The organism is Sorangium sp. So ce726, assembly GCF_051521405.1.
GTDB lineage: Bacteria > Myxococcota_A > Polyangia > Polyangiales > Polyangiaceae > Sorangium.
Window position 1 is genome coordinate 7,396,561 of the sequence record NZ_CP150349.1, and the last position, 17,163, is coordinate 7,413,723.

General features: G+C 69.7%; 13 protein-coding genes. 9 read left to right on the forward strand and 4 right to left on the reverse strand.

The genetic code is table 11. The annotated features are described in order from the left end of the window. Positions 1–27: 27 nt before the first annotated feature. Entirely contained in the window at positions 28–2,061 is a 2,034-nt protein-coding gene (locus tag WME79_RS27535) for a hypothetical protein (protein WP_437520641.1), read from the reverse strand. A 589-nt stretch (positions 2,062–2,650) separates the two neighbouring features. On the opposite strand from WME79_RS27535, the gene WME79_RS27540 reads away from it, so the two are divergent. Then, positions 2,651–2,980 carry an Imm51 family immunity protein gene (locus WME79_RS27540; RefSeq protein WP_437520642.1) on the forward strand — a complete coding sequence of 110 codons (330 nt, stop codon included), beginning with the start codon at positions 2,651–2,653 and terminating at the stop codon, positions 2,978–2,980. A 24-nt stretch (positions 2,981–3,004) separates the two neighbouring features. Here WME79_RS27540 and ssuD read toward each other — a convergent pair whose 3' ends face one another. Next, a complete protein-coding gene (gene ssuD / locus WME79_RS27545; protein ID WP_437520644.1) occupies positions 3,005–4,144 on the reverse strand; it encodes an FMNH2-dependent alkanesulfonate monooxygenase in 1,140 nt (379 codons plus the stop codon). Positions 4,145–4,146: 2 nt separating this feature from the next. Between ssuD and WME79_RS27550 the strand changes: the two genes are divergently transcribed. From WME79_RS27550 to WME79_RS27570, 5 genes are all read left to right on the forward strand, one after another. Then, positions 4,147–4,314 carry a hypothetical protein gene (locus WME79_RS27550; RefSeq protein ID WP_437520646.1) on the forward strand — a complete coding sequence of 56 codons (168 nt, stop codon included), beginning with the start codon at positions 4,147–4,149 and terminating at the stop codon, positions 4,312–4,314. Between the two features lie 175 nt (positions 4,315–4,489). Then, positions 4,490–5,533 (forward strand): sulfonate ABC transporter substrate-binding protein, encoded by a 1,044-nt coding sequence (locus WME79_RS27555; protein ID WP_437520647.1) that lies wholly within the window; start codon positions 4,490–4,492, stop codon positions 5,531–5,533. Then, positions 5,530–6,339 carry an ABC transporter permease subunit gene (locus WME79_RS27560; RefSeq protein WP_437520648.1) on the forward strand — a complete coding sequence of 270 codons (810 nt, stop codon included), beginning with the start codon at positions 5,530–5,532 and terminating at the stop codon, positions 6,337–6,339. Before WME79_RS27555 ends, WME79_RS27560 begins: the two co-directional genes overlap by 4 nt. 4 nt (positions 6,340–6,343) lie before the next feature. Further along, entirely contained in the window at positions 6,344–7,183 is an 840-nt protein-coding gene (locus WME79_RS27565) for an ABC transporter ATP-binding protein (protein ID WP_437520650.1), read from the forward strand. 225 nt (positions 7,184–7,408) lie between these two features. Then, the gene (locus tag WME79_RS27570) at positions 7,409–9,391 is read left to right on the forward strand and encodes a hypothetical protein (protein ID WP_437520652.1); all 1,983 of its coding nucleotides are present in this window, start codon (positions 7,409–7,411) and stop codon (positions 9,389–9,391) included. 244 nt (positions 9,392–9,635) lie between these two features. On the opposite strand, the gene WME79_RS27575 is transcribed toward WME79_RS27570, so the two are convergent. After that, positions 9,636–11,018 (reverse strand): hypothetical protein, encoded by a 1,383-nt coding sequence (locus WME79_RS27575; RefSeq protein ID WP_437520654.1) that lies wholly within the window; start codon positions 11,016–11,018, stop codon positions 9,636–9,638. A gap of 163 nt (positions 11,019–11,181) precedes the next feature. Here WME79_RS27575 and WME79_RS27580 point away from each other — a divergent pair, with 163 nt between their 5' ends. Then, positions 11,182–12,486, forward strand: a complete 1,305-nt coding sequence (locus WME79_RS27580; protein ID WP_437520655.1) for a DUF6688 family protein — start codon at positions 11,182–11,184, stop codon at positions 12,484–12,486. Between the two features lie 407 nt (positions 12,487–12,893). Here WME79_RS27580 and WME79_RS27585 read toward each other — a convergent pair whose 3' ends face one another. Continuing rightward, positions 12,894–13,814 (reverse strand): transposase, encoded by a 921-nt coding sequence (locus WME79_RS27585; RefSeq protein ID WP_437520657.1) that lies wholly within the window; start codon positions 13,812–13,814, stop codon positions 12,894–12,896. A gap of 341 nt (positions 13,815–14,155) precedes the next feature. Here WME79_RS27585 and WME79_RS27590 point away from each other — a divergent pair, with 341 nt between their 5' ends. Both WME79_RS27590 and WME79_RS27595 read left to right on the forward strand, forming a co-directional pair. Further along, entirely contained in the window at positions 14,156–16,432 is a 2,277-nt protein-coding gene (locus tag WME79_RS27590; RefSeq protein WP_437520659.1) for a DUF6055 domain-containing protein, read from the forward strand. A gap of 4 nt (positions 16,433–16,436) precedes the next feature. Continuing rightward, entirely contained in the window at positions 16,437–17,144 is a 708-nt protein-coding gene (locus WME79_RS27595; protein WP_437520660.1) for a CTP synthase C-terminal region-related (seleno)protein, read from the forward strand. Positions 17,145–17,163: the final 19 nt, after the last annotated feature.

The following is a 17,163-nucleotide window of genomic DNA, read 5'->3' on the forward strand; positions in this document are numbered from 1 at the left end:
GCCCCGTTCACGAGGGCGCGGCGCGGATCAGTTCTCGAATCGAACCTTGTCCATGTAGTAGGAACCGGACGTGGGGGTCATCGGGGTCACGGCGAATCTGAACTTCAGCTTCACGTCGCTCGGCGCTGCGAGGAGCGCGCTCACGATGTTCCCGGGGAGCTGCGGGAACGCGACGGTGTTGAATGCGCCCCGGGTGAGGCCATCGAGCCCGACCACCCCGACCGACTGCTCGGGGATGCCGGCGGACGGGATCTCGATCCGCGCCTCGAGGGTGCCGATCGAGCTCGGGTTCGGCTGGACGACGGACACGAAGAGCTCGAGCTTGATCCTGTCGCCGACCGGCAGCAGGGCCGAGGTGCCGAAGCTCGGGCTGACGATCTCGGTGATCGAGGCCGGCGTCCGGACCTCCAGCGACGAGATGCCCTCTCTCACTCGGCCCGTGTGGAGCGGGAGGGAGGTCTGCGGCGAGGTCCACGCGCCCGGCGTCTCGAACCCGAGGACCGGGTCGTTGAGGAGGTAGTCGGTCATCACCTGCTGGCGGAACGGGAGGAACACGTTGATGAGGGCCGGCGAGATAAGGAAGCGTCTTGGGCCGTTCGGGTTGTTCGAGTCGATCGGCTCCGTCTTCTCGGAGGTGTGGGTGAAGACCAGCGTGGTCGGGAACGGAGCAGACAGGCCGACATCGAAGTTGCTCGTCCCGGCGCCGTTGCGGTCCGCCGGCTCGTGACACCCCGAGCACGAGAGGGCCTGCGCGCGCCCGACGATCTGGTCCGGCGTGAGCGAGCTACCCATGGCGGTGAGCTTCGCCTGGATAGTGCTCCTCAGCGTCGACGCCCCGGTCCCGAGCGCGTTCAAGTAGTTGTTCTGGAGGGGGATCATCAGGCTCTCCCCCCCGTTGTAATTGCTGGTCATGGGGAACTTGTAAGCGAAGCGATTGACATCGTCGGCAGCGGCGAGCCGCTCCACCATTTGCGGGAAGAGAGTGCCCTGAAAGCTGTTGACCCGCCAATCGCTCGATGAGGCGGGCGAGAAGACCCTCGCGGCCGGGTTGTCCTTGACGAAGGACGGGGTGATCTTCAGCGAGGGGGTGCTGGTGCCGTGGACGAGCCTGAACTCACGGAGCGACCAGGCCCCCACCGGCAACGAGCCATTCAGGAAATCGTTGGTTCGAATCTGGCCGTGCTCGGCCCCGGGAGCGTGGCCGTAGTGGTCGATGTGGATGACGGGCTCGAACCCATCCAGGCCATTGAAGTAGAAGTTCAGGAGCTCGTTCGTCCGCGTCGCCACGCTCTTCGCGGGATTCGACTGGTTCAGCCAGAAGTCGACGACCGAGGAGCAACCTTGCCGGCCGAGGCTCGGGTTCGGGTTGGGCAGCCGGGCCTCGAAGATGATGAAGTTCCGCTGGAGGCTGTTCGCATCGAGGCGGCCGCCGCGCCTCGCGAAGACGATCCGGTACTCCCCGCAATTGGAGCCGTCCGGCGGGGCGAGGTCGAAGCGGTTCGTGAGGGTCGTGGCCATGTACGCGCTGTCGGCGTTCGGATCCGCGAAAGGATCACTCGCGGATTCGTTCCCTACAGCACGCGGGCAGAGGACCGGCCACCCGTTGATCGAGCCGGTGGGTGGGTTCGAGGCGCCCGGGGGGTAAATATCCGCGGTGTTGGCCGCCGTATCATCACAGTGCGGGACGGAGAAGAGCCCGGTCGCACCTGTCCGGTGGGTGTCCATGAAGCTACGGAACAGCGTGAGGGGCGTCAGGCCCGTGACGCCCGACTGGGTGATCAGCTGCTGCAGGACCTGCTGCAGGGAGAACTGGGACACGATGTCGACGTCCGTGACGATGAGCGACTTCCGCGGATCGATCGCGAACGGCAGCATGACCTCCTGGGCGGCCTCGGCGGTCTCGCTCTCCGCGAGATCCAGAAGCTCGCCGGGCTCGGCCAGTCCGCCGTCCTCCGGCCCGAGGTCCGAGCACGCGGCAGGAAGGAGCGCGAGCGTGGCCAGCGCGGCGCTTCGCGCCGACCACCACGCCCAGGCGGAGCCAAGACCAGCCCCTGAGCGCACCGAACACCTCGACCTCGAACGCTTGGACAACATGAGACCTCCTGGAAACGATCACGGTGACGAGCTACGCCCCCGGGGGACGCTCGCGGACGAAGAGCGACGGAGTCCAGGCGAGCGCGGGAGAACGCCGCGCCCTGCCTGATGAGCAGATCAAGCGCGCAGGATCATCTCTGAGCGCGCGTCGCCGCTCCCGCGCTGCCATGACAGCACGGCATCAACAACGCATCGAGTTGACCGTCCTGCGATAGCCTGCGCGCGCCCGTCTCTGGGGCGATGAGCCAGGGCACGGCGGGCGCCGTGCGCTGGTCATCGTCATCGAGGAGCGCTGCACACTCCTTGAATGCAGGTGAGCGAGCCCATCCTTCACGCGATCTGTGGCGGTCCCGTCGTTTTTTAGATGGGGCACATTTGTAATTTAATTCACATAGACGATAGACGGGAGTTCGATGGCCGCGCCCATCGTCTCCCACGTGGCAGCCGAGATGTCGGCAGCGAAGCCCACGCCGACAACACGGGGAGCCTCGATCTGGATCGACCGGCCGCCCGCGAGCCTGGAACCTGGGAGGCCTATCTGACAAGGTGATCGTCGATGGAGTACCTCACCCGCGGAACCTACGACGACGGTCGCCACTTCCTCGTCGTCGCCGACGCCCCGCCCGAGGTCCACGCGCTGTTCGACGAGCGCGGGCTGCAAGGCGGCGGTTACACGTGGATCGCCGTGCTCCGATCGCTCGCCAGGCTGGCCGAGCCGCCGATCGAGGGAGAGTTCGTCATCGATGGCGAGGGCGACAACGCGTTCATCGACAGCCCCGACCCGGCCCTCCTCGATGCCTTTGCGTCGTGCATCGAGAGGGCGATGAGCGACCTCGATCTCCTGCGGCGCGCCCTCGATAACGCCGATCCCGAGGAGCTCGAATGACGTCTCGGGACGGGGCCTTCCGCCTCAGCTCTGCGATCGGTGCGGGACGATGTCGTTGGCGATGATCTCGCCGAACGGCCCCGTGAGGTTCGGGCTGACGCCTGCGGCCCTCCGCTCGACGGGGAGCCGCGGGAAGAGCAGCTCGGCGACCCGATAGGCCTCTTCGAGGTGCGGGTACCCCGACAGGATGAACGTCTCGATCCCGAGCTCCGCGTACTCCTTCATGCGGCGCGCGACTGTATCTGCGTCGCCCACGAGCGCCGTCCCGGCGCCGCCGCGGACGAGCCCGACGCCGGCCCAGAGGTTCGGGCTCACCTCGAGCGCATCGCGCCGCCCCTTGTGCAGCGCCGCCATGCGGCGTTGCCCCTCGGAGTCGAGGCGCCCGAAGGCCTGCTGCGCCGCGGCGATGGTGCGGTCGTCGAGGTGCCGGATCAGGTCGTTCGCGGCGGCCCACGCCGCCTCGGCCGTCTCGCGGACGATGACGTGAAGGCGGATCCCGAAGCGCACCGTGCGCTGCTCCGCGGCCGCGCGGCGGCGCATGTCCGCGATCTTCTCGGCCACGGCGGCCGGAGGCTCTCCCCAGGTCAGGTAGACGTCGATGTGGCGCGCCGCGAGCGCGTGCGCCGCGGGCGACGATCCCCCGAAGTAGAGCGGCGGGTGCGGCGCCTGGAGCGGTGGAAAGAGGATCTTCGCGCCCTTCACGCGCAGGTGCTGCCCCGTGAAGTCGACCGTCTCGCCGGCCATGACGCGCCGCCAGATGCCGAGGAACTCGTCGGTGACGACGTACCGCTCGTCGTGCTTCAAAAAGACGCCATCCCCCTCGGACTCCGCCGGATCGCCGCCGGTCACGACGTTGACGAGCAGGCGGCCGTCGGACAGGCGATCGACCGTGGACGCCATGCGGGCGGCCCACGTGGGCGACACGACGCCCGGCCGCACGGCGACGAGGAAGCGAAGCCTCTGCGTCAGCGGGATCATGGCCGACGCCACCGCCCAGGCGTCCTCGCACGACCGCCCGGTGGGGACCAGCACGCCGTGATAGCCGAGGTCGTCGGCGGCCTGCGCAATCTGACGAAGATATGGGAGCGTGACGGGGCGCGCGCCCTCGGCGGTGCCAAGGTAGCGGCCGTCCCCGTGCGTCGGGAGAAACCAGAAGACGTTCATCGATGGAGAAGCTCCTCGCCCGTGATTCGCCGGGTCAGGCGCGCGAGGGCACGATCCGCACCGCGCGCCGCTGCGCGCTGGGGCCCACGGCGCCAGGGAACTTCGCCGGGCATGCCGCGGTGCCGCCGCTGCTGCTCCAGCAACACAAACTGCTGATCGACTGCTGCTGAATCAGCAATCGACCGCTCCTCCACGGGTCCTCCCCGGCGGAGCGCCACGCCTCGACCTGGCACAGCGGCTGCTGGACCGAGGTTTACACCACGCATCCGTCACAGATGCAATTTTACATCATAAATATCATCCTTACGTGCTGACGTGGGTTGTAGAGGAGGCGAAAGAGCCCTCATGATCAGGTACATCTCGTTCACGACGGCCCGCTCCGCGCTGCTGGGCTGCGCAGCTCTCTCGAGCTTGTTGCTGCTCGGGTGCGGCCGCGACGGCGGCGAGGCGGGCGCCACGGGCGAGAAGGCGGCGAACGCCGGGCAGGCGGCCGAGGACACGCGGACGGCGGTGGTGGTGCGGCTGGGGTACCAGAAGATCGGCACGCCGTTTCTCCTCAAGGAGCGCGCGGAGGCCCTGACGAAGGCGCTCGAGGCGAGGAACGCCCGCGCCGAGTGGGTCGAGTTTCAAGCCGGTCCTCCGCTGCTCGAGGCGATGCGCGCGGGCGCCGTGGACGTCGGCCACGTCGGCGAGACGCCGCCGGTGTTCGCGCAGGCGGGCGGCGTGCCCTTCGTCTATGCCGCCAGCGACGCGCCGGCGCCCAAGGCCGAGGCGATCGTCGTCAAGAAGGACTCTCCGATCCGCACGCTCGCAGCCTTGAAGGGCAAACGCGTCGCCCTCAACCGCGGCTCCAACGTCCATTACCTCCTGGTTCGAGCCCTCGAGAGCGCCGGGCTGACGCTGGACGACATCCAGGTCGTCTTCCTCGCGCCCGCTGACGCGCGGACCGCGTTCGAGGGCGGCAATGTCGATGCCTGGGTGATCTGGGATCCGTTCCTGGCAGCGGCCGAGCTCGCCGGGGCCCGTGTCCTCCAGGACGGCGAGGGGCTCGTCGACAACCGCCTCTTCTACGTCGTGCGGCGAGAGTTCGCTGAAGCGCAACAGGCGCTCTTGCAGATCGTGTTCGACGAGTACCGCGCGCTGAGCGCCTGGGAGGACGGGCACCGCGAGGAAGCCTCGCAGATCCTCGCGAAATCTTCAGGGATCTCGTACGAGGCATTCCTGCGGTCCGAGCACCGGCGCGCGTTCCAGATACTGCCGATCACGCCCGAGATCGTGCAAAGGCAGCAAGCCATCGCCGATACGTTCCACAAGCTCGCGATCATCCCGCGCGACATCCGCATCGAGGAGGCGCTCCTGCCGGGCGCCGCGAGCGGAGGCGCGCGATGACGGCTGCTGAAGCGCTGGGCGGCGGCGCGGTGCGCGGGCTGGGCGTGCGCATCGCGCCCTGGCTGGCCCCGCTGGCCCTCGTGATCCTCTGGGAGGTCCTGTCGCGGCTGCAGATCATCCCGAAGAGCCTGCTGCCGTCGCCCGTGGAGGTGCTGGTCGCCGCGGCGGGCGCCACGAGGAGCGGCGAGCTGCCCGCGCACCTCGGCGTGAGCGCGCTGCGGGCCGTCGGCGGGCTCGTCGTCGGCGCCGTCGTCGGGCTCGCGCTCGGCCTCGGGACGGGGCTCTCGCGCCCGCTCCAGCTGGTCATCGACGGACCGCTGCAGATGCTCCGGGCGATCCCCGCGCTGGCGCTCGTGCCGCTCGTGATCCTGTGGTTCGGGCTCGGCGAGACAGCGAAGCTCTTCATCGTCGCGATCACGGTGCTGTTCCCCGTCTACCTGAACACGTTCCACGGGGTGCGCAGCGTGGATCCGCAGCTCATCGAGATGGCGCAGGTCTACGACGTGCGGGGGTTCGCGCTTTACCGCGAGGTCATCTTCCCTGGCGCGCTCCCCTCGATCCTCGTCGGTTTGCGCTTCGCGCTCGGGCTCTCGTGGCTCGTGCTCATCGTCGCGGAGACCCTCGGCGCGAGCCAGGGCCTGGGCTATGTCGCGATGAACGCCCGCGAGTTCATGCAGATGGATCTCCTGGTGCTCACGATCGTGCTCTGGGCCCTGCTCGGCAAGCTGGCCGACTCCCTGGCGCGGTGGCTCGAGCGCCGACTCCTACCGTGGCAGCCGCCGCTGCAGCGGCTCGACGCGAGGTGAGCGAATGAGCGGTTCGGGCGATCAAACCGCCGGCGCGCGCGTCGTGCTGGAGCAGGTCGACAAGCGGTACGGTGACCGACTCGCGCTCTCGGGCATCGAGCTCGACATCCGCCCTGGCGAGTTCGTGACGATCGTCGGGCGGAGCGGCTCGGGCAAGAGCACGCTGCTCCGCGTGCTGTGCGGCCTCGAGCAGCCGACGCGCGGCGCGGCGCGCGTCCTGACGTCGAGGGAGGTCGCAGCGCGCGAGGCCGTGCGCGTCGTCTTCCAGGAGCCCCGGCTGCTGCCCTGGCGCACGGTGCTGGAGAACACGTGCATCGGCGGGCCGAGAGGGCGCGACGCGCGTGCGCGCGACGTGCTCGACCGGGTCGGGCTCGGAGATCGGCTGAACGACTACCCGGGCGTGCTCTCGGGAGGTCAGCGACAGCGGGTCGCCCTCGCGCGCGCGCTCGTGCACGACCCGAAGGTGTTGCTGCTCGACGAGCCGTTCGGCGCGCTCGACGCCCTGACGCGGATCGGGGCGCAACGCCTTGTCGAGTCGCTGTGGGCGCAGCGCCGCTTCACGGCCATCCTGGTGACGCACGACGTGGAGGAGGCGGTCCTGCTCGGTGATCGCGTGCTGGTGTTCGACGAGGGGCGCATCGTGGAGAGCGTCGCGGTCGATCTGCCGCGCCCCCGGGCCAGGGAGGTCCCGGAGGTCGGCCGCCTCGCCGGCGTGCTGCTCGACGCGATCTTCAGGAGATCCCCGGAAGAAGGGTGGCAGTCACGGCGCGCCTCGCGCGAGGACGCCTCCAGGCATCCCGCGACCCTCTTGGCCCCCACCGGCCTCGAGGTTGCTCGTCATTGACTGGATCCCCCGCTCCGACGCCACAGGCACCGAAGGAGCATTACGAGCGGGCGCCGCCAGCGGCTCGTTCGCCGCATGGGCTCACAGGGCTCGGCGTTCGCGGTGTGCGCACGAGTCCAGGTCAGCAGATGGCCGTGGCGATGGCGAGCGAGGAGCACCGCGAGCGCCCGCCTGGTGATCCCCGTCGGCGAGCCTGGTAAGGGTGGCCCAGGAGACCCTCCCTGCATGATGGCTTCGCGGCTCGCGCTCCTCCCCCTCCTGCTTCTCGTCGCTTCGTGTGGTCCCGCCGCCGGGTCGGCCCCCGCGGCGCTCGCGCCGGCTTGGGTCGCCATCCCCCCCGCCCCGCTGGAAGCGCCCGCGCGCGCCGCTGGCGCGCCGGCCGTGGATCCCTCGGCCCCGCTGACGTTGCCGATCGCCGCGATCCCGCCGGCAACCTGGGTCGAGCCGCCCCTCGGAGAGCAGGAGCGGGCGAGGGCCGGTCGGGACCCGTTCCGCGAGCACACCGAGATCGCCCTCGGCGAGCACGTCGCGATCTTCGCGGCGAAGGAAGGCGGCGCCGACCCCGCGGGCGGAGCCTTCGCGGTCGACGAGAAGCTTGGCGTCGTCGGCCCCCTGAAGCTGCCCGCTCACTTCACCTGGGTTGGCGTTGCCGGCCCGCAGATCGACACGCTCTATGGGGCCACGCCGGAGGGCGTGCTCCACCGCGCTGCCGGCGTCCGCGATGCACTGAGGCCGGAAGGCTTCGTGCCGCGTAGCAGCGTGCCTGGCGCGACGGCCTGGGACGCCGCCGGCACCCTCATCGCGGCCGCGGCGGGAGAGCGCGTCAGCGTCTCCGCCGACGAGGGCCGCAGCTTCACCTCGACCGTGGTTGCGCCCGGCAAGACGGTGCGCGCGGTGCTCGTGCGACCCGACGGCGTGCTCGCGGCCGTGGTCCAGGCGCCGGCGCGCGGCCAGCAGCCGGCGGCGCCCGACACGTTCCTCTCGCTGGATCGCGGGCAGACCTGGAAGCGATCTGCGTTCCAGCCGCGATCGATCGAGCGAGCGGGATCCTGGATCTGGAACGGCAATGCGAGCTGCCCCGCCGTGCTGAGCCGCGACGGCCAGGCGTGGACCAGGGCCGCTGCTGGCCTTTACGCCCGACCCCCGTTGGGCGTCGCGCTGCACCTCTCCCCCGCGATCCGCGCCATCGAGGTCGGCTCGTTCCGCTCGTCCGTCGTCCCGCCAGCGCCCGAGCCGCCCCGACGCGGCAACACCGCGGTCGGGCGGGAGCCGCCGTGCAAAAGCGACGACGAGGGCATGGTGGGCGGTATCGGACTCGTGGGCCCGGCTGGCGACTCGTGCGGAGGGGCGCTTTGCCTGCTCGAAAGCGCCACGCCGCGGCCACAGCCGACGCGCACACGGATCGCGACGTTCGGCGACGGGATATGCGAACCGACGAGCGCGCGACCGCCCGGCAGCGCCTGCGCCGCGCACCTCACGCGGCCACCGACGTTCGCGGTCGTCGACCACATCGCGAGCAACGTGACGCCCGTCGCGGCGCCCGAGGGGTGCCCGCAGCCGGTCGCGCTGCACAACGCGGCCGGCATCGGCGTGCTGATCTGCCGCGGAGGCAGCGGGGGCGCGGTCCTCTTCGTGCGGGGCGCGCAAGGTGCATGGCACGCGGAGGGGAGCCAGGCGACCCCGGCCGAGGCCCTCAAGTGGATCGCCGCAGCGCCGGATGGCACGCTGCTCCTGCTCGAGCCGACGCCGCCCGCAAGCGCCCGGCAGCGCGAGCCGCTGCAGGCGCTCGTGCGAAGCCCGCTGCCGCTCGGGGCACCGCAGGCGTGGCGCCGGGTCACGGCGCCGGACGGCGTCGCGGCGCTTCCAGCTCCCGGGGGCGCGGCGCTCATCGCGAGCTCGCCGACGGACTCGGCCGGCGGACGCCTCGATGTGTCGCTGGATCGCCCAGGGCAGCCGGCGCTCACCTTGGCGCGCGACGTGGATGTCGACCAGGACCTGACGCTGATGGAGATGCGGGACGGGCGGGTGCGGTTCCGCGTGCGTCCAAATCCTGCGCCGGACGTCCAGGGAAGGCTGGGGTCCCCGTCGCCCGAGCCGCGGGACGCGCGCTGGCACGTGCTGACCCACGGCGGCGAGCTCGTGCTGGAGACGCCCTCCGGGCCGACGCCTCCAACCGAGGGGCGTGTGCACGATCCCGCGGGGCGCTAGCGCCACGTCCGCGCGGTCCCTCGCGTCGCGGGACCCCGCGGGACCCAACCACGTCACGGGCGCCGCGGGACCCAACCACGTCACGGGCGTCGCGGGACCCAACCACGTCACGGACGATGGCGATGGCTGCGCGGGACCCAACCACGTCACGGGCGATGGCGATGGCTGCGCGGGACCCAACCACGTCACGGGCGATGGCGGGCGATGGCGATGGCTGTAGACGCCCCCGCCGCCATTGCCTGGGTCAGCGATCCCTGAGAAGCCGGGCCATCCGCCGACGAAGCGCCTCGTTGCTCTCGCGCCTCGCAGCCTCGTTCAGCAGCTCGATCGCCGGCCCGCGCAGGACGGCGGCGTGCTCGATGCCTTCGATCGCCAGCCTCCGGGCGATCTCACACGACAGGGACAGCGCCGCGCTCCACACCGCGCCGTCGTAGAGACAGCCGCGTAGGCCGGTCAGGAGCGGCCTTGCTGCGGCGGCATCGCCTCTCGCGATCGCGCCCATGAGCCTCGCCGTCAGCCGCATCCTCGCCTGATCCGAGCGCGTGGCCCCGCACGCGGCGATGGCCAGCGCCGCGATCTCCTCGTCAGGATCGGAGGTGAAAGGCCATACCGCATGAAAGAACGGGGTTCCGCCGGTCGCCACGGCCCCGAGGGCCCGGAGCAGCGCCCTTTTCCGGGCGAGGGAGGCGGTCTGGAGGCGCGGAAGCAGGAGCGCCTGATCCAGGGTGAACTCCCGTCCAAGCCGATCGAGGAACGCAGCGCAGTCCTCGTCGGGCACGCTGTCGAGCTCCTCGATCCACGCCTCGGGAACCGGGGGAAGTCTGGCCTCCTCCCCGGACTCGAACGCTTCCTTGGCCCCGTCGAGCGCCTCGGCGAGCGCCCTCTGGACCGAATCCTTGTCCCATGTCTCCGCCGCCCGCGCTTCGAGCTTCAGCGCGGCCAGCAACGCCTCGCCGACGTGCCAGTGCTGTCCTGGATTCCTGACGACCAGGGCCGCCATCACGGGAGCGCGCCGCCACGGATCCGGAGAGGCGAGGGCCCGCTGGAGCGCCGACTCGGCCTCGGAAACGCGGTACTCGCGGAGGACGAGCGACGCGGCGTGGATGTCCTGCAGCGAAGCCGCCCGCTCGATGAACCGCTCGATCGCGGCAATGAGGTGGGGATCGCTGGGTTCGTAGCCCGAAATGACGTGCTGGAGCACCGGCAAGAGGTCGCGACCCAGGCCGTCTGGATCCTGCGCTGCCAGGAGCGACGCGAGGAGCGGAACATCGCCTGGGCGACCGGCTACCCACAGGACGAGGAGCGCGCTCCTGTGATTCCGGCTGTGTTGCCCGGGCGGGCCCCTGAGGGCCCGGATCGCCTGGACGCGCATCGCCCCGGCGATCTCGTGCAGGGGGTTGTCTCTTCCCCACCGGGTCTCGGCCTGGCAGCGCTGGAAGTACTCGAAGAGCCGGTTGATCGCCTCGCGGGAGCCGGACCTGAGCACGGTGCGCGCGAGCCCCACCTGCTCCTCGTGGCTCATGGCCGACGTAAGGAGCGCCTCGACGATCGCGTGCGCCCGCCGTCGGAGCGGCCGCCCTTCGGCGGAGGTTGCGGGGCGCGGACGGCGCTTGCGGTCCGGGCTCATGCCAGATCCCATGGATCCTATCAGCATCCGCTCGACGCGGGGGTTCCCTGCGCGAGCAGCCGGCACGGGTCACTCTCCGACGTGCGACGCGGCTCGCGAAGGACGCGCGCTCCACCTCGCAGGATGGATCTCCTGCGACTGGAGCCGTTAGCATGGTGGACGCATGCCGCAGCAATCACCGCCCGAGCCACAGCAATCACCGCCCGAGCCACAGCAATCACCGCCCGAGCCACAGCAGTCACCGCCCGAGCAGCCCTTCTCGCTGACCGACGGCGCCATCGCCGCCTTGGTAGCCACCGGCTACGGCGTTCCGGTGCTCGCGGCGCTGCTCTTCGGCGCGGGGCAGCTGGTGCGACTCGATGCCGCGATCTTCGTCGCCGGCGCGCTCGGGCTGGCCGGTTGGATCGGCCTGACCGTTTGGACATACCGCGCGATACGACGCCGGGGACGCGCCCCCTTCCAGGTGGCGGCCGAGGTGCTCACGCTGCTCCTCCTGCCCGCCTGGGGCATGGCATACAGCCATGAGGCCCCTGGGACGTGCACTGTCCAGGCATGCGACGTCGGCACCACGGCGTTCCGGCCGCTCGCCGAGCCGGAAGTCCACGGCCTGATCGCGCTGCACGCCCTCACCGCGCTCGCCTATGTCGTGTCACGACGCCGGAAAGAAGCGCTGCCTGGCCCCGCAGAGCTCGTCGTTCACGCAGCGCTGATCGTCGGAATTACGCTCCACGTCCTGCTGGCGGTGCACTTCGGCCCCTGGGTCGCGGCCGGCCTGCTCGTGCCGCCGCTGCTCCTGCCGTGCGTCGCGCCGGTGGTCACCGTCGTCTTCTATTCCGCCGAGCTGCGCGCTCGCCTCGTGCGGCGGGGCGTCGAGGCCAGCGGGCCCGCTCCCTTGGCCGCTGCCGATCCCGCCTATCGCGCGGGGCCGCCGCAGGTCCCGCTCCCGCCACCGCCCGCGATTCACCGACCCACGTTGTGGCGCGCCCTCGCGGCTTCCCCGCTGCTGCTCGGGGTTCACGCCGTCCTGCACGCGGCCTGGCTGGGACATCCAGCAGCCGCGCTCCAGGTCTTCACCCGCACGTGCGGATACACGCTGTCGCAGCTCCCGATCGTGAAGCTACCCGGCGACTGCCATTACCTGTGCACCGTCGCAGCGCGCGGCCACGCCTGGCTTGTGCGCCCGATCCGGCTCGGGCGGCGGGGCGGCACGCCGATCCTCGTCAATCGCCAGCTCGCCATCGCCAACGCCTTCGAGGATCTGCTGCACGAGCGCTGGCCGCGCTTCGGGCGCGCGGCACGCCGGCTCTACGACCGGATGGGGCTGCCCGTGAGCCGATATATCGGCGCCACTTGGGCTGCCGATCTCGTCTACCTCGCGATGAAGCCGCTGGAGTGGGCATTCTACCTTACGCTCCTGCTGCTCGATCCACGCGCCCCCGAAGAGCGGATCGACCGTATGTACAGGTAAGAGGGGCCCAGCGGCCCGACCCGACCGACCCGTGAGAGCATCGACCCGACCCGGGTTGAGCCACCGCACGAAAGCACACGCAAAGGAAACTCGACCCGGGTTGACCGTCACCGGATCTGCACGCCCCCAATCCATGGCTTGACCCGGATTGATTCAATCGATTCGGCCACCTACCGGTCGATAACCGTCCCGTTCTGTCAGTCAGAGTCGATCTGAAGTCACACGTCCAATCGCTGCGTACGCACTCGACTCGGTACACCCCGTTCGTACGCGTACGCGCAGCGCCGGACACTCGCGCTGTCCGCCCGCTCCAGCTTCTCCAGACGGACGTTCCCCACAACACGGCAGCAGCGGGTCGAACTCGCTCCCGCATTTCTCGCATCGCCGGAAACAGCACCACGCGATATCTACACCAGGAGTCCGAGGTCCGTCACGCTGGCGCCGTGGAACGTGCGCATCCACCAAGTTCCCGCCGGGAACACCACACTGCGTACCCCGGCGCGCCACCGTTCAAGCGCCGCGCGGTACGACGCACGAAACGCCCGCACCGCAGCGCCAGCGATTCGCCGCGCATCGCCTTGATGGCGGCCAACCGCAAAGGTCGGATTGCGTTCGCCCAGCGCCTCGAAGCTCGTGACGCGCTCGTACGGGGAGATCTTGCTGACTCGCTCAGCACCAAGAAAGCGACGCCCTTGCTGCTGCAGCGCCGCATGGGCCTGCGCCTCCTGTTCCTTGAGAGATGCGGCGACCGAGTGGCGAAAGTCATCGAGGCTGTCCTGCTCGACCGACGGTGGCAACGCGAGAGGCAGCGTCACTTCCTCGGGCCACTGTGGATTTTCCGGGTCAAGATACGCCACAGGACGCGCCGCACGCAGCACGCCGCAGCCGAGCTCTCTCACATCGACTTTCGCACCAGGCCACTCACGCGCATGCCGGACGAGGCCAGCGGCCACCGGGTTCGCGAGCACGTAGGCGATCTTCTCCACCACGGCAGCGCGCGTCAGGAGGCGCACAACGCTCGTGGCCTCGTGGTCCCATACCGGTCCTTCCCACGCGCGAAGCACCTTGGTCCCGAGCGCCACGAGGCGATGAAAGAACTGCAAGAAGCGCGGCAGTACGCCATTCACGTCCGTCACGACCAGGTGCAGATGCGTTGACATCGCGCAGAACGCGTGAACCTCGATCCTGAAGCGACGGGCCGAGACCGCGAGGGCATAAACCAAGAGCTGGGTGATGGCCGCGTCCGGCCGCAAGAGCAGATGCCGGCGCAAGACGCGACGGGTAATCATATAGGTAGCGCCGGGCGAGATCTCGCGAGGGTGGCTCATGGCCCGTCCACACCAACAAACGCTGTGCCAGAGTTTGCTATCAATCATTTCAAGCACTTGCCACACCCCACAGGTGGCGATTATCGCGCCAGAGGTGGCGGCCGCCATGCCACAACCCAACCTGGGTTGAGATTTGGGTGTCGGGTCTCAACCTGGGCCGGGTCTATGTCAACCTGGGTCGGGTCTGGATGGGTCCAACCTGGGTTGAGATTTGGGTGTCGGGTCTCAACCTGGGTCGGGTCTATGTCAACCTGGGTCGGGTCTGGATGGGTCCAACCTGGGTCGGGTCTCACCCCCCAGCATCCGTCACGAGCTGCGGCCACGCAGCGCCGGTCACGTCCATGGAGCGGAAGGGACCTCGCCACGCTTTGTTTTCTTTTGCATGGCGAGCGCGCCTCGAACGAGAATACAGCATGCTCGACCAAGCTTATGACTCATCCTCGATACACAAACACGCAGTCCGTGAGAGCTTCACTTACATATTCCGCACACCCGCGGGCGTTCGTCGCGCGACTCGCACATCGTTCCAGCAGCTTCTCGTGAACGGCTCGGCACTCGCTGTCGCCGCGCTCCTCGCCGCGTGCGGTCAGGCGCCGGAGGAAGCTGCTTCGGGATCGGGGTCCGGCGGCGCCACCACGTCGACCTCAGGCGCAGGTGGCGCCGGCAGCACCGGCAACGCCAGCAGCACCGGCAACGCCGGTAGCACCGGCAACGCCGGCAGCACCGGCAACGCCGGCGGCACTGGCGGCACCGGCAGCACCGGTGAATCCACAGGCGAGGCGGCAGGAACAGGCGGCTCGACAGGGACTGCAGGCGGCAACCCCGGCGCCTGCGAGCAGGGCACGACCAGCACCGAGTGGGCGACGAGCTGCCAGACCACCGGGGCCAGCTGCACAGCAGGCACATGGAAGGCGCCGCGCGACGGCGGGGAGACGCGCGCGCCGCTGCGCCACGAGTCGGCGCACTTCGCCTTCTACTGGCCCGATGGGACGGACATCAACCTGAGCCAAGCGGAGGAGGCGGCGGACACGCTCGAGACCATCTGGAGCGCGTACTTCGGCAGCCCTATCTTCTTCCCCGAGCCGTACTGCAAATCGGCGGACAAGTGGAAGGCCGCGGTCCACTTCGACAACAGCTTCCCGCTCTGGGGCGGCGGGTGGAGCCGCAACGGCGTCAACTACATGGGGATGTGGATCGGCCCCGGCGCCGCCAGCGACCCGTGGGGACTCGCCCATGAGTTCATGCACGGCGTGCAGTCGATGACGCAGGCATTCCCCGATTGCGGCGGCACCGGCTGCTGGATCTTCGAGAGCCACGCGAACTGGATGCCGCACCAGATATGGCGGGACAACGTGCACTGCTCAGACATGCTGCCGAACATGCCGCACCTCTATTACGGCAACACCCGGAACCGCTATTGCAACTGGCAGTTCTTCGAGTTCCTGAAGGACAAGCACTGCTACAGCGCCGTCAACGACATGTGGGCCTACGAGGCGCCACGCGGCCAGGGCGACCCGTGGCAGAAGCTCATGCTGAGCCGTGGCTGGGACATCGAGCGGCTCAACGACGAGTTCGGCGAGTGGGCGATGCACAACATCACCTGGGACTACAAGGACCCGCCGCCCACGGACGGAGGCGATCCATCCAGCGTGTATCGACGGAAATACGGCTCGATCGAGGCCGACATGACGTCGAACGGCCGCACGGATCGGCGGCTTCGTCTCACGCGGCTCGAGGCGCTCGACGCGGACTGGGCGCAGAATCGCCGCTTCGTCTCGCCGTATCACTGGGCACCGCAGCGCTGGGGTTACAACATCGTGCGCCTGCACCCGAAATCGGACGCGACCAGCGTGCGCGTTGTCTTCCGGGGCGTGACGCAGACCGGCGCCGACTCCGGCTGGCGCTGGGGCCTCGTCGCGACCGACCCGGAGCTGACCACGTCGCGCTACAGCCCGCTGCAGCGGGGGAGCGACGGCGAGATGGACTTCTGCATTAGCCCAGGTGAGAACGTCTACTTGGTCGTGGTCGCGACGCCGACCGAATACCAGAAGCTGGTCTGGACGAACCCCTCGGACGGGCAAGCATACCCGTCGATCTATCGCTATCCGTACATGGTGGAGCTCGACGGAGCGTGGCCCGCCGGGTTCCAGGACGGTGAGCTCGACGCGTGTCCGCGGGGCACGGCGAGGCACGCGAACGGCGGCGGCTGCGCGCCCGCGGGCACGCCGTCGAGCGTCTACGTCGGTCCTTACGCGACCATCCTCGGCGGCGAGGTGAGCGGCGACGTCCGCGTCGAGGATCACGCGACCATCGTCAACGGCGTGATCTCCGGCGGCCGTGTCGGTGCGCTCAGTCTCGTCGGGCAGCGCGGCTCGGGCATCCAGGCGCGCGGATTCAACGTGAGCGGCTCGGCGAACGTGCAGACCACCTTCTATCCACTCGGCTGGTTCGGCGATCGCCAGTCCGTCTCCGGAACAGCACGGCTGCTCGGGGATGTCGAGTTCGTCGCCACGTCGAAATCGAGCAACACGTTCTACGGGTTCGTCCCCGACGACTGGGCGGGCGTCTCGACGGTCACCGAGGTGACGGTCGCACCGCCGTATACCTGGCGGCGTTGAGGCCATGATCCAGCCGATGCTTCATGTTGGGCTCATCGGTGACCGCGACGACGCGGTGACGGCTCACAGGGCCATCCCGGTGGCGCTGCGGATGGCGGGAGAGGCGCTATCCGCGCCGCTCTCATTTGAATGGGTGCCGACCGAGGAGGTGACCGACACCTCGCGGGTGGCTCGTTATGACGCCCTGTGGTGCGTGCCGGCGAGCCCGTACCGGAGCATGGATGGCGCGCTGCGCGCGATCCGCTTCGCCCGCGAGCAGCGGCGCCCGTTCCTCGGCACCTGCGGGGGCTTCCAGCACGCGATCATCGAGTACGCGCGCCATGTGCTGGGCTGGTCGGACGCCGAGCACGCGGAAACGGCGCCAGAGGCGCAACGCGCGGTGATCGCGCCGCTGGAGTGCTCGCTGGTGGAGGCCACCGGCACGATTCGCTTCAGCGCCGGAACCCGCATCGCGCGGGCGTACGGCCGCCCTGAGGCCACGGAAGGATATCGGTGCCGCTACGGCCTCAACCCGGAGTTCCAGGCCGCGCTGGTCTCGGGCCCGCTGCGCATCGGCGCCGAGGACGAAGCCGGCGACGTGCGCGCCGTGGAGCTGGACGGCCATCCGTTCTTCGTCGCCACGCTGTTCCAGCCGGAGCGCGCCGCGCTCGCCGGTCGGCTGCCGCCGCTCGTGACCGAGCTCATCCGAGCCTGCTCGAGCGGCGCCGGCTGAACGCTAGGCGCTGCGCGTG

Excerpts from the sequence above, each read along its gene's own strand:
- WME79_RS27540 (WP_437520642.1), top strand. The coding sequence starts at position 2,651 with ATGGAGTACCTCACCCGCGGAACCTACGACGACGGTCGCCACTTCCTC.
- ssuD (WP_437520644.1), bottom strand. The coding sequence starts at position 4,144 with ATGAACGTCTTCTGGTTTCTCCCGACGCACGGGGACGGCCGCTACCTT.
- WME79_RS27550 (WP_437520646.1), top strand. The coding sequence starts at position 4,147 with ATGGAGAAGCTCCTCGCCCGTGATTCGCCGGGTCAGGCGCGCGAGGGC.
- WME79_RS27555 (WP_437520647.1), top strand. The coding sequence starts at position 4,490 with ATGATCAGGTACATCTCGTTCACGACGGCCCGCTCCGCGCTGCTGGGC.
- WME79_RS27560 (WP_437520648.1), top strand. The coding sequence starts at position 5,530 with ATGACGGCTGCTGAAGCGCTGGGCGGCGGCGCGGTGCGCGGGCTGGGC.
- WME79_RS27565 (WP_437520650.1), top strand. The coding sequence starts at position 6,344 with ATGAGCGGTTCGGGCGATCAAACCGCCGGCGCGCGCGTCGTGCTGGAG.
- WME79_RS27570 (WP_437520652.1), top strand. The coding sequence starts at position 7,409 with ATGATGGCTTCGCGGCTCGCGCTCCTCCCCCTCCTGCTTCTCGTCGCT.
- WME79_RS27575 (WP_437520654.1), bottom strand. The coding sequence starts at position 11,018 with ATGAGCCCGGACCGCAAGCGCCGTCCGCGCCCCGCAACCTCCGCCGAA.
- WME79_RS27580 (WP_437520655.1), top strand. The coding sequence starts at position 11,182 with ATGCCGCAGCAATCACCGCCCGAGCCACAGCAATCACCGCCCGAGCCA.
- WME79_RS27585 (WP_437520657.1), bottom strand. The coding sequence starts at position 13,814 with ATGAGCCACCCTCGCGAGATCTCGCCCGGCGCTACCTATATGATTACC.
- WME79_RS27590 (WP_437520659.1), top strand. The coding sequence starts at position 14,156 with ATGGAGCGGAAGGGACCTCGCCACGCTTTGTTTTCTTTTGCATGGCGA.
- WME79_RS27595 (WP_437520660.1), top strand. The coding sequence starts at position 16,437 with ATGATCCAGCCGATGCTTCATGTTGGGCTCATCGGTGACCGCGACGAC.